The 13,047-nt window shown below is 37.1% G+C and carries 12 protein-coding genes; all 12 read right to left on the minus strand.

Annotated elements, in window-relative coordinates:
- Positions 1-8: 8 nt before the first annotated feature.
- The 12 genes from IGJ24_RS07685 to IGJ24_RS07740 all read right to left on the minus strand — a co-directional run bounded on the left by IGJ24_RS07685 (position 9) and on the right by IGJ24_RS07740 (position 13,042).
- On the minus strand, positions 9-416 hold the full coding sequence (locus tag IGJ24_RS07685) for a PTS sugar transporter subunit IIA (protein WP_002361967.1): 408 nt from the start codon (positions 414-416) through the stop codon (positions 9-11).
- A gap of 19 nt (positions 417-435) precedes the next feature.
- On the minus strand, positions 436-1,245 hold the full coding sequence (locus IGJ24_RS07690; RefSeq protein WP_002357254.1) for a PTS system mannose/fructose/sorbose family transporter subunit IID: 810 nt from the start codon (positions 1,243-1,245) through the stop codon (positions 436-438).
- A complete protein-coding gene (locus IGJ24_RS07695; protein ID WP_002357253.1) occupies positions 1,232-2,131 on the minus strand; it encodes a PTS mannose/fructose/sorbose/N-acetylgalactosamine transporter subunit IIC in 900 nt (299 codons plus the stop codon). Before IGJ24_RS07695 ends, IGJ24_RS07690 begins: the two co-directional genes overlap by 14 nt.
- Before the next feature lie 13 nt (positions 2,132-2,144).
- Positions 2,145-2,624, minus strand: a complete 480-nt coding sequence (locus tag IGJ24_RS07700; protein WP_002361968.1) for a PTS system mannose/fructose/N-acetylgalactosamine-transporter subunit IIB — start codon at positions 2,622-2,624, stop codon at positions 2,145-2,147.
- The gene (locus IGJ24_RS07705) at positions 2,621-4,435 is read right to left on the minus strand and encodes a glycoside hydrolase family 35 protein (RefSeq protein ID WP_289865419.1); all 1,815 of its coding nucleotides are present in this window, start codon (positions 4,433-4,435) and stop codon (positions 2,621-2,623) included. The genes IGJ24_RS07700 and IGJ24_RS07705 overlap by 4 nt, the downstream gene beginning before the upstream one ends.
- Before the next feature lie 32 nt (positions 4,436-4,467).
- Positions 4,468-5,409 carry a hexose kinase gene (locus tag IGJ24_RS07710; protein WP_289865418.1) on the minus strand — a complete coding sequence of 314 codons (942 nt, stop codon included), beginning with the start codon at positions 5,407-5,409 and terminating at the stop codon, positions 4,468-4,470.
- A gap of 15 nt (positions 5,410-5,424) precedes the next feature.
- Entirely contained in the window at positions 5,425-6,420 is a 996-nt protein-coding gene (gene lacD / locus IGJ24_RS07715) for a tagatose-bisphosphate aldolase (RefSeq protein ID WP_289865417.1), read from the minus strand.
- A 22-nt stretch (positions 6,421-6,442) separates the two neighbouring features.
- Complete coding sequence (gene agaS / locus IGJ24_RS07720; protein ID WP_002357242.1) at positions 6,443-7,615, minus strand: SIS domain-containing protein; 1,173 nt, start codon at positions 7,613-7,615, stop codon at positions 6,443-6,445.
- An 11-nt stretch (positions 7,616-7,626) separates the two neighbouring features.
- On the minus strand, positions 7,627-8,358 hold the full coding sequence (locus IGJ24_RS07725; protein WP_002360115.1) for a GntR family transcriptional regulator: 732 nt from the start codon (positions 8,356-8,358) through the stop codon (positions 7,627-7,629).
- Between the two features lie 385 nt (positions 8,359-8,743).
- Positions 8,744-9,646 carry a glycosyltransferase family 8 protein gene (locus tag IGJ24_RS07730; protein ID WP_289865416.1) on the minus strand — a complete coding sequence of 301 codons (903 nt, stop codon included), beginning with the start codon at positions 9,644-9,646 and terminating at the stop codon, positions 8,744-8,746.
- Positions 9,636-10,481: a glycosyltransferase family 8 protein gene (locus tag IGJ24_RS07735; protein WP_289865415.1), complete on the minus strand. Its 846-nt coding sequence runs from the start codon at positions 10,479-10,481 to the stop codon at positions 9,636-9,638. The genes IGJ24_RS07730 and IGJ24_RS07735 overlap by 11 nt, the downstream gene beginning before the upstream one ends.
- A gap of 500 nt (positions 10,482-10,981) precedes the next feature.
- Positions 10,982-13,042 carry an LTA synthase family protein gene (locus IGJ24_RS07740; RefSeq protein ID WP_002361977.1) on the minus strand — a complete coding sequence of 687 codons (2,061 nt, stop codon included), beginning with the start codon at positions 13,040-13,042 and terminating at the stop codon, positions 10,982-10,984.
- Positions 13,043-13,047: the final 5 nt, after the last annotated feature.

Below are 13,047 nucleotides of genomic sequence, written 5' to 3' on the forward strand. Positions count from 1 at the left end.
AGTCAGAATTATTCATCCTCGTCATCTACTGCAACATTTAGCAGCAATTCGTTGACTTTCACAATACTTTCTGCTGATTCCTTAACATAGTCACCTTCGATCGCTAATAAACTTGCATTTACATAGCTGATAACCATCGGTAAATTCATCCCAGTATATAAGTCAAACGAAGCACCTTGCATAATTTTTTTGGATAAAATATTACAAGGTGTTCCCCCTAATAGATCAGCAAAGACAACAAAATCTTCTAACGATTCCGTAATCGCTTCAAATTTTTCTAAAAAGTCAGCTTCACCTTCTTCTGGTAATAAAGCAACAGTGGAAATTGTTTCTTGCGGTCCCATAATCATCTCCGCACTTTTTTTCAATTCCTCGCAAAAACGGCCATGACTTACTAAAACTAAATGTTCACTCATCGATTTTCTCCTGTCTTACTTATTTTGAAATAACACCTAACGCAGACAATGCGACACAGACAATTAATACGATAAAAATGGCTTTAGTAGACGTCATATTCTTTTTACCTAGCATCCAATAAACGCCACCGACAATTCCTGCAGGAAGTAGACGTGGTAAAATCATATCCAAGTTATTTTGCATGTTAAGTGTTACATCCCCAATGCTTGGTGCCCATGATAGTTTCACATTAACCATCGTTGCTACTAAAGCGCCAACCATGAAGACCCCTAGTAAAGTTGCAGCGTCTGTTAAGGCAGTTAAGCGGTGTTGCATAGTTGTTACCAAAGAAATTCCTTCGCGATACGCAAATTCCAATTGTTTCCAACGGAAGACCATCACGGCAATTTGAGCAACAATCCAGATAAAGATACCAGTTGGGTTACCATTAATCGCCATGTTGGCAGCTAGCGCCCCAAAAATAGTTGGAATTAAAGCTGCGAAAATTGAATCCCCAATTGCTGCAAACGGTCCCATTAAACCAGTTTTCAAACCTGAAACTGTTTGTTTTCCAGCAATGCCTTCTTTTTCTTCAATGGCCAAATCGATCCCTGTAATAATTGTATTAAAGAAGTTTGAAGTATTGAAAAATTGCGTGTGTGTTTTCATTACTTCTTTTAATTCAGGCGTATCATCCCCATAAATTTTACGCAATTGTGGCAAAATCGTATACAAGTAACCTGATCCTTGCATTCTTTCGTAGTTCCAACCTAATTGGAAAGTAAACAAGCTTCTGCGATTAATTTGTTTAAAATCTTCTTTCGTCAATTTATAATTAGATTTCGTCATCTTCAATCTCTCCTTCGTCTGAATCATTCGCTGCATGTTCTTTTTTGGCTGCTGGCCCACTCGGAATCATTTGACCATTTTTGTAGCTAATTGCGGCTAAAGCGAAACCAATTAAAGCGACTGCTAACATTGGTAGTGCGTTAAATACACCACTGAAGTCTTTCACAACGCTCGCAACAGATGTTCCTAAAAGTTGCATGTTTGTAAAGATTGTTCCTAGTAAAGCAGTTACAGTGAAACCAAGAATTAAATAAGGGAAATGTTTTTTCACTGGTAAGTAACGTAGTAAAATTGCAAAACCGACCGCTGGTAAGACCGCCCCAGCAACAGACAAGCCATCACCTAACCATTTCAAATCGCCATTTAGGACAGATACAACTTTTTGTACTAAACCACCACCAAAAGCAAGTGCTAAGAAGACTGGAATCATTCGAGAAAGAGACCATGGTAAAGCACCCATTAAGAAGTTACGTTCAATTCCTTTGTAGTTCATATCTTCGACCATTTTATCAATCCGATGTGCAAAGTAGGTATTCGCAAAACGAGCCAAAATGTCTAATTGAATCATTAAACTAGCAACTGGTACTGCAATAGCAGCGATTGCTTGTTCAGGGTTCATTCCTAAAGACACAGAAAATGCTGTGGCAAGAATCGTACCTGAGTTAGCATCAATTTTGGAGGCACCCCCGAAAGTCCCAACTCCTAATACAGTTAATTGCATGCTTCCACCAATAATAAGTCCTGCTTTAATATCCCCCATCACTAATCCTGCAAAAAGACCTGCAAACACTGGCGCACTTAATGAAGAATAAATTTGTAATTCATCTAAAATTTGGTATCCTGCGTATAATGTTAATAATAAGATCTGCCACCATAAGATATTCATTTTTTGTTCCCTCCTATTTTGTTATCAAACTCATAAAGTCTTCCGCTTTGTCACTTGGCACCATTTGAGCAATCAGATGGACACCTTTAGCATTTAACTCTTTAAAAACCTCAATATCTTGATCGACCACATTGATTGACTTAGTAATCGACCGTGTTTCGTTTGTTTGTGACATGTTCCCAACATTGATTTCTTTAATCGGCACCCCAAGTTCTACTAGTTTTAATAAACGATCTGGTTTCCGTACCACAATAAGTAAACGTTGTGAGTCGTATTTTCCTGCTAAAATATTTTGAGCAGCTTTTTCAACTGGTAACACGCTTAGTTTCACGCCAGCTGGTGTTGCTAATTTCAAGCCGCTTTTTTCAATGGCATTCCCTGCAACCTCATCATCAACGACCATAATTCTGGAAATATTCAATTTTGTCGCCCATAAATTTGCCACTTGTCCATGAATCAAACGTCCATCAATTCTTACGCCAATAATACTCATTGTAATCCCTCTTTCATTTCTTTATATAGTGGTTCTTTTACTAACTGAATTTCTGGTTGGTACGTTCCTTCCGTTTCAAAAATGACGATCTCATTTTGCCCTTCTTTTAATAATCCTTTGGGAATATATAAGGAAAGCGTCGGACCAACATTCCAGAAACGACCAAGATTGGTTTGGTTAACAAAAACAATTCCTTTGCCGAATTTAGAAACATCAATAAATGTATCTTTCACTTCTGCTAACTCCATATGATACTGGTAAAAGCTTGGTTGATCAGGTTGCCATTCTCTTGAATAGTCTACCTGTTCACAGCTTGTCATAGGTAAACAATATTGTTGCCATTGCGTCATAAAATGTAAATCTGCCATGACACCCGTTCGAATCCCTTTTTTCTGAGTATCTGCGAATAGTTTATGCCCGTAATTGACACGACCCATATTTTCCATTAAAACATCGATTTGATTATTCTCTTGCGGCAGTGTAACGTAAATATCTTCGCCGATTTCCGTTTGATATTGCGTTGCTTGATGTATCTGATTGACAAATAATTGCAGACGATCACGACCGTCAATCACTCTTAGCTTCTCTTCTGCAGCATCTTTTTCAATGCTTGTTCGGTAAAGAAGATAGCCGGTATTTTGTCCTAATTGTTCCATGGTTTGCGGATAAACGCTGACCACTGGCTGACTAATCGTTTCTAAAGTCGCAAACAAACTCACTTTGTTGGTTAAAGGAATTGCTGTTTGCGCAAAAGAATCTTTTACTAATGGTTCAGCTTGTGGTAACGCAGGGTACTCTTCGTGAAGCATTTTTTGTAAGGCGAAATACTTTTCGGTTGGGTTCCCTTGTTCATCCAGTGGCGCATCATAATCATAGGAAGTGATTTGTGGTAAATCAATGGTTCCTCGTGCGGAGCAGCCATTCATAAACCCAAAATTGGTGCCGCCATGAAACATATATAAGTTGATACTGCCTAATGCTAATGCTTCTCTAACTGATTCAGCCAATTCTTGCGGATCTCGTTTAATAATTGGCTCTTTCCAACGATTAAACCAGCCATCCCAAAATTCCATACACATTAGCGGCCATTTTTTACCATGTTCTTCAAAAAAGGCTTGCATCATACCGAAATTTTCTTTGGCTTTTGAGCCAAAATTCCCAGTTACTAAAATATCATCTTCAATCATGCTGCCTGCCCGCAATGTTGCGCGCCATGGCCCGTCAGAAGTAAAAAATGGTGCTGTCACGCCACGTGCAATCATCAAATCGCGAATCGCCCGTAAATACGCTTTTTCTTCGCCAAATGAACCATATTCGTTTTCGATTTGAATCATTAAAATATTGCCACCGTTAGCAAGTTGATGCGGAACAATTTTTTCCATTAAAACATCATAATATTCCGCGACATGCTTCAGATAGGTTGGATTATTCGAACGCATTCGTCCTGGTTCATTTAATAGCCATGCTGGAAAACCGCCAAACTCCCATTCTGCACAAATATAAGGAGACGGCCGCACAATCGCATATAGTCCAAGTTCTTGTGCTAATTTTAAAAAGCGCTCCAAATCTAATATTCCCTCAAAATGAAATGTTCCTTTTTGCGGTTCATGTAAATTCCATGGTACATATGTCTCAACTGTATTGAAGCCTAAAGCTTTCAAGTTATAAAGTGAATGATACCAATCTGAGGGATCTACACGAAAATAATGAATGGCGCCTGATAAAATTTTAAATGGTTGACCATTTAAAAGAAACTCCTCTTTAATTTCAAATCTGTCCACATTGTCACCCTTTCTAGTAAACGCTTTCAATTGCTGGATAATTGCTAAATAAAGAAACCTCTTTATTTAGCAATTTCAACTACTTGGATGTTCATAAGATGTTTCTTCACGTTCTCTACGTCTACATGCCCAGTCATTCTTTCTTGGGCATTAGCCATTCCAGCCGCCATGCCCCATTTTAGCAGTTCGGCAGCTGGGGCATCCTTGGCTAGTCCATATGCAAGACCAGCAATGGTTGCATCTCCTGAACCAACAGGATTTTTAGCGTGAATCGTTGGAATTTTTACACGATAGAATTGATCGTGATGTTTGGCAATTGCACCATCTTTTCCTAAAGATACGACAATCCATTCAATTCCAGCAAACATTGGTTTTGTTAAAGCTGTTTGCACAGCTGCTAATGGATTTTCTGAAAAATCTTGCTCTAGTAATCCTTCTAGTTCCTCTAAGTTAGGTTTAATTAAATACGGTTTCCATGGTCCTTGAAGAACTTGCCTTAAACTATCACCAGAAGTATCTAGTAGTACTTTAACCTCTTGTGCTTGAGCTTTTTGAACTAATTCTTGATAAAAATTTGATGGTAATCCTTTCGCTAAACTGCCAGAAATTGTGACAATTTCTGCTTGCTTAATTAATTGATCGAAATTTTCAAGGAAGTCGCTGATTTCTTCTGGGGAAACAGTTGGTCCAGCTTCTAAAATTTCAGTTTGATTCCCTTCGTGCAAAATCGCAATCGAATCACGTGTTTCTTCTTTGATTGACGTAAATGCTTGGGGGATGTTTGCTTTCTTTAACTCGTTTGCAATAAACGCCCCATGAAAACCACCAAGAACGCCGGTAGCTATAACATCTCCACCTAAATCATGAATAACGCGAGTGACATTTAGTCCTTTGCCACCAGGGGTTTTAGTCACCTGACTGGTCCGATTAACGGTATCAAGCTTTAGATGATCTAATAGGTAGGAGATATCAATTGACGGATTCATTGTTACTGTTACTATCACAGCTATGCCTCCCAATTATCCTTCGTTTACTTGAACTTTTGCATGCCAAGAGCTGGCGGTTGCCGCGATGACTTCATTTAAACTTTCAATGTTTTCTCGGCCTTCTGTTTTTAACCAATCACAAGCCGCAGTTTCTCCTGCTTCAACGAAAGGTTTCACGCCATTTTTCCACGTAGCACGGCCACATAAAACACCATTAAATGTTGAACCAGCTTCTTTAGCGAAACGTAGTGTTTCTTGGAATAGCTCTGTTGAGACACCGGCACTTAAAAAGATAAATGGTAAATCAGTGGCTTGACTTTGTTCTAAGAAATAATTCGCCGCTTCATCTTTTGTATACGCTGTTTCAGCCGGCGCAAAACCTTCTACAAAATTCATATTAACTGGAACTTCCACTTTCAATACATCTACTTTATATTGGGGTTTAGAAAATTCTTTCATCATTTCATTCACTTTATGCGGTTTAACTTTTGCATATTCTAAAGAAGTCGCATCTGCTATTTGTGCATCGTAAGAAACTAATTCTAAGTAAAATGGTAGGTCTTCTTCTGCACATTCACTTCCTAAGCGTTCAATGAATACATGTTTTTGATGATTGATTTCTGGATCCTCATCCACATCATAGTAGAGTAAAAATTTAATCGCGTCTGCGCCTTCTTCTTTCAAGCGTAAAACAGACCAATCTGCTAGTAAATCAGGCAATCGTCCCGGAGTTGTTGCATCATAGCCCGTTTTTTCATAAGCGAGTAACAATCCAGCTTCGGTATCGCGTGCTTTTGCAGCAGGCAATCCATATTCTGGATCCAATAAAATGGCAGACGCATAAGGTGTCAATTCTTTCGAGACTAATTCTTTAAACGTTTCAATTTGTTCATCGGTTGGCTCTACATCTAGTGCTTTGATCATTTTTTTCAAGGCACCTCGTTGATCAATGGCTAATGCGCTAATGATTCCTTCTTGGGTTGACAAACGATCCATTGCCGCTTTTTTTCCAGCTGTTAACGTAAGCATAGTTCCTCCTCCAAATGTTGTATTATTTATAGTCATAAATCGTTACGCCTTTAACCACACGATTCACTGTACCTGTCGGTGAAGGGGTATCCGGTTTATTTCCAACTTTAATAGATGTTAAAAGTGCGACTGTTTGGGCTACCATGATATCTGCTAATGCTAAATAGCCATCAGGTAATAGAGCAGTTTCTGCGGAATATTCAATAGTTGAACCTGAGAAATTACGTTTGCCAGGTTGAGCAATCGCAAAAACACCCGCCGCAATTTCGTCACCGTGAACTTCTTCTAAGATATCCAAGTCATAATCTCTTGTGTATGGTGTATTATTAACAAAACCAAACATTATTGTTTTTTCATTAATAAATGATTTTGGTCCATGACGGAAGCCCATAGAAGAGTCAAAAATTGTGGCAACTTTGCCGGCTGTTAGTTCTAAGATTTTTAATTGCGCTTCTCTTGTCAAACCAGCTAAACTTCCAGAACCAACATAAACAATTCGTTCAAAATCAAGGTTAACAATTTCATTTAATTCTTCTTCACGGGATAGCACTTCTTCACCTAATTTAATTAGAGCGGTTACATAATCTTGTTTTTGCTCAAAGGCTGTTTGATCAAAGAGTAGTAATGTACCCAAGGTCATGCAAGAAAAGCTACCAGTCATCGCAAAACCACCATCATTGGAACGTGTTGGCATTAAGAATAAAAAGCTGTTTTCTTCTTTTTGGCTTATTTGTGCCAGTTGTCCTTCTTCGGCACAAGTGATCGCTAAATGATGAATTGTTTCAACCACTTGATTAGCTACTTCAACTGCCGCTAAACTTTCAGGACTATTTCCACTTCTTGCAAACGAAACTAACAATGTTGGTTCGTCTTTAATCAGATAATCTTCTGGTTTGGCCACAATATCCGTTGTCCCAATACTTTCGAATGAAAAGGCTTGTGTGTCGCCGTGTGCTCGGAGATAAGGTACAACCGTATCACCGACATATTGCGAAGTCCCTGCTCCTGTAAAAATTACTCTTGTGCGTTTTCCTTGCGCTTTGGCTTGGACTTCTTTTAAAAAGTTTTCCAAAGCTGTTTGATTTTCATGATAAAGTGTCACAGTTTCTTGCCAAAGCTCAGGTTGCTGACGAATTTCACGTGTCGTGATTTCCGCTCCTAGTTGTTCTAGTTCTTCTTTTTCTGCTGTAAACATACTTAACTCTCCTAACTATTCCGAATATGGCGTATCTGATAATGAAATTGGTCTGCTCGTGCCACACTCAACGTAAATTCAATAATTTCATTTTTCATGTTATATGTCTGGCGTGCTAAATGAAGGACTGGCGCTCCTTCTGGAATCATCAATAATTTGGCATCTTCTTTTGACGCAATGCTAGCGTATAATTCTTCATCAGCTAAACGAACGGTTTGCTTAAAATCTTCCGAAAACAAATCATATAATGGTTTGCTACGTAGTAATTGATCCGTGAGTGATAAGAAAAATTTCACAGGCAAGTATGTGTCTTCAACCATTAATGGCTCGTTATCAGCAATCCGCAACCGACTTAATTTAAAAACTGCCTCTCCTAACGACAGATTCAAATGCTGACAAATAAATTTATCCGCTTCCAATTTTTCGAAAGATAATATACGGGTATGTGGTTTTCGGCCCAGCCCTTTCATTTGTTCTGTAAAACTATATGCGCCAGCTAAATCAGCGGCCTCTTTTTTTATATCTGAAACAAATGTTCCTTTGCCATGACGACGATAGATGGAACCTCTATTTTCTAGTTCTTGTAGCGCTAACCGGACCGTCGTCCGACTCACTCCATATTGTGCAGTCAATTCACGTTCAGAGGGCAACTTGTCATGAGGAATCATGCATGTTTCGATTCGTTCCTGCAGTAAATCGACAAGTTGATGATACAAAGCTTTGTTTTTAAAGGCATTTTCCATAACTTTCTCCTTTACCCTAACTGGTTATAACCACAAACCAATAGTACGGTGGTTTTTTTTATTTTGTCAATAAAAAGTATTAATAAATATCTTCATACCGCTATAACCTTGAAATGATAACGTTTACATTTTTTTATTTTTCTTTATTGTAATATTTTTTTCCTCAAGAAATCATTTTTTTATAAAAAACCATCCTTAAATATGATACCAGTTGCTGGCTTTATTTTAAATAGACAAAAAAGAGTATGAGACAAAAATCACTTTAGATTTTTGTCTCATACTCAAAATCTGAAAAACAGTTCTATACCGACTTCTTCATTTCTATTGTTTGGTTCTGGCAACAACTAACAAGTAACTGATTTTACGAAATCCATGACAATATTCATTATTGAGCATATTCAATCGTTCTGCTAATTTTCGTATAAGATAAATATTGATTGAATGTGTTGACACAACGAAAGGCCGTCCTATTCGCATATTGATCATAATAACGCTTGGTATACCACTGAAATTCTTTCGTCCAAGGTTTGACATGGCCAGTAAAGTGAATAATGGATGGTGCTCTTCTCGTTTCTTCATATTGTCTTTCTCCATAAATAGTCGGATGTTTTTTCGCTTTTGACAGAATATAACCTTGGGCATTCCACTTAGGATGTAACTGGGTCCAACGGTCGTGTAAAACCGCATTCAATGCATCTTGATCATGGAAACGTAATTTATCTGGATTTTCTTCAATAAATCTTAAGACTTTAGTGGTTACATCTAAATTCAACCATTTTTTAACATCGATTAGCAACAAGCCTGAGTTAAAATAACACATAGATTCTGCAGGAATCGCCATTTTTTCCAAACGTTGATGGAACCCTGCATCTTCAACAGCAGCGATGATATTTTCACCTAAATCAACTGTCCATAATTTTGCGACATCGTCTAAGGCAATCATGTCACAATCCATATACAACAGCCGTTCGATCTGGCTTCCTCTAAACAGCTCTGGAATAGCAATCCTGTAGTAAGCTGTTTTGGGAATTCGTTCACTGGTTACAACATTTTTGAAAAAATGGGGGTTGATTTTTAAAAATGTTAACTCTGCATTGATTTGGGTATGTTTAATCGTAAAATACAGTAGTTGCTTGCTTTCAAAATTAATATTGTCATCAATCACATAAAAATGAACAGCTGCCGCTGAAGGACTATTTTCTAAAATTGAAACAAACATAGCAGCAAGATGCGGCACAAAGTTGGTATTGCAACAGGAGACAATCGCTAATTCTTTTCTATTTTCCATTTCTTGCACCTACTTTCTTTAACTTGTTTAGATAAAGAGCTGTATAAGGATGATTTTCTAACGTATTCCAGGGTTTATCGTGACCAGTAAAATGAATAATCGCTGGCTCTTGATTTCCCGCTGTATATAATTTTTGATAGGCTTCATTAGGCGCTTCATGACGATTAAAAACTAAAGACGTCTGCATATTCCATCTTGGTTCTAGAGCTAGCCAATCTTCATAAAGAACAGCGTTTAAAGCATCTTGATCATGATAAACTATGCGGTCCCCATTTTCTTCTAGATACTGAATTGTTTTTTGAGTGATTGCTTTCTCGTTCCATCGGTCAATATCAATCATCATGACTCCTGAATTAAAATAATAATCGGAGGAATGGATGCCCAAACGTTTCAAGGCATATGCTTGACCAGGATCAATAACCGCACCAATCGTTTGGTTCACTAATGGCGTATCATACAACTGGACAATGTCATCTAAAACCAGCGTATCTGCATCTAAATAAAGAACCTTTTTATAGCTATATTTTTGTAAAAGTGACGGTAAAGAAATGCGTAAGTATGCGGTCGTTGTAATATGATCACTCACTAAAAAATTTTGATAAACTTCTTTGTCTGCTGTTAGAAATTCAACAGTCGCACTTTGTGAGTTACTACTAACCGTTTCTCGGAGTGCTTTTTTGCTAGATAGCGACAGCCCATCATCAATCACATAAAAATGAACAGGTCTCTCCGCATGACAATTTTCTAAAACAGTTGTCATCATTACATTCAAATAAGGAGCATAATTTTCGTCTGAAGCTGTCACAATTGGCACAATCTTCTGAGTTTTTCTCATCAAAACCACTCTCCTCTTTTATTTTTATAGCTAAGTTCCTATTCAGAATAGGCCCTGAAAAACTTATCTGCAAATCATATGCTCATTATTTTATAATATAATTATAATAAAAATATATTTTATGGCTATAAAATAATTTTGTTTTCCGTTAACAACTATTAAAAAAACAACATTTCTCTTACTTTATCCTCAAAAATACTATTTATTTAATACTTGTTTTACTAATTTTTTTATCTAAAAATTCGCCTGTTGTATTTTCTGTTGATGATAATTTTAAAATGTACAGCGAAACTTAATATAAATTCTAAACTGACTTCTTACTCAATAAAAGAGCGAAAAAGCCTGGGACAAAAATCACTTTGGATTTTTGTTCCAGGCTCAAAACCTGATAAATGGCGAGAACAGAACCAATTCCTTCGAAAATAAACGGTTCTGTCCTGACCTCCTTCACTTCATATATGATTCTCTTTCCCTTCCAAAAGTTATCCTTCTTAAATGATCTATGGCGTAGTCGGATAATTTTGGACTGTCGTTTGATTGCCATTTTGACTAAACAAGCTAGTTGATTGTGCATTTTTTTGTTTTTCTACTTCTAAGACTTTGTTTTTTTCAAAAGCCACATCATAGTTGTAGTCCTTTGGTTGCACTTCTTGGAATCCTTGTGGTTTATAAAAACGTAAAAGGTTTTCCTGATTTAATTTGTCAGATAAACTTAACGATTTTTTCACCCAATCGTTATCTTTCGTGACTTCTGCTTTTAAATCTGCTGGAACTTGGTCTAATTTTTTTCCTTGATTATTGTAGATTTCCCCACCTAGATAAGAAAATTGAGGCGTTACAAAATCGCCATTTCTAAAAGGAACCACTTGTTTATATTGAGGAGATAAAAGGTCCGTGCCAAAATGGATATAATTTTTATCATCGACACCTAAAAGATGGTACAGTGTCGGTAAAACGTCAATTTCCCCACCATATTCGTGCATGATTTTCCCTTGCGTATAGCCTGGCATGTAAAACATCAAAGGTACTCTTTGCAATTGCGCATTGTCATAGTTTGTCCACGTTTTTGGATCGCGGTTGAAGGCTTTACATAAGTCCTTGTTGTTTGCATCTGAAATACCGAAGTGGTCACCATAAATAACAAAAATAGAATGATTGTATAAACTTGTTGTTTGCAAGTAATGGAAAAATTGTTCTAGCGATTGATCCAAATAGTGCGCTGTTCGAACATAATCATCCACAATCGAATTGCCTGTGTTCAATTTAGGAAACGGGAAGTTTTGGTCATCCGTATAATAAGGGGTATGATTGGTCACAGTTAAAAACTTCGCATAGAATGGCTGCTGTAAATGTTCAAGCTCACTAGCTGATTCACGCAACAATTGTTTATCTAAAATACCGTAACCTAGCATTTTGTCATCTTTTGAAAAATATGACCGATCAAAAAAGTATTGATAACCTAAGTTTTTATACACATGGTCTCGATTCCAAAAACTCCCCACATTTCCATGGAAAACAGCGGTTGTATAGCCTTTTTGTCCTAAAACAGCGGGAGCCGCTTCGAAAGTATTGTCTGATCCTAATTGTGTAAAAAGAGAGCCTTGCGGGAGCCCGAATGTTCCTGTTTCTAACATGTTCTCCGCATCACTCGTTTTTCCTTGCCCTACTTCATGAAAGAAATTATCAAAACTGATTGTCGCTTTGTTTTGATAGAGCTGATTTAAAAACGGTGTAACCTCTTGGCCTTGGACTTTCATATTAATCAAAAATTGTTGAAAACTTTCTAAATGAATCACAAATACATTTTTTCCTTTGGCAATCCCGGCATACTGCGGATTAAGCGGTAAATTGTTTTGCTTGGTAAATTTCATGATTTCAGGTAATTCGTTTGAACTAGCTTCTGCTCTTACCTCATTTGACATGGCTGTTTTGACACCATCGATGGCTGTGAATGCATCCAAGCCAAGATATTTTACAATATAATTACGATCAAAAATTCTTTGAAGCAATTGAGGACGATCGGTTTCGCTTAAAAATAAGTTAACCGAAAAGAGCAAGACACTTAAACAACTAATTGAGATCGCCAATCTTCTGTTGATAGGTTTGGTCACAAAGACTTGATGATTCCGTCGCTGTTTAAAAGAGTAAAATACCAAAACGAGCAGCACTAAAGTATCTAGCCAATAAAAGACATCGTGGACTCTCATTAAAGCAAGTAAATCACCAGAAATCCCTTCTGAAACTTTTGAAAAGCCAAAAACAGATTGGATGGTAATAAAGTCAGTGAATTCACGATAAAAAATAATATTCAAATATAAAATTAATGTATTTAAAACATTTAAAAGAGTTAAGCTAAGCATAAATGTTTTATGCTTTTTAAAATACAAACTAAAACCAAATAATAACAGCGTAGTAGCAACTGGATTGAACCATAAAATTTCTCGCTGGAGACTGCCCTTAACGCCCAATGAGAAATCTAGGTAATACGCCAGAATCGTTTTTGCCCAAAAGAGTAAAACAAAAAATAAAAAGAGTCCTAATCGGTTATTTATTTTTTTCATCTAAG

The organism is Enterococcus sp. DIV0546, from assembly GCF_051712785.1.
Lineage (GTDB): Bacteria > Bacillota > Bacilli > Lactobacillales > Enterococcaceae > Enterococcus > Enterococcus faecalis.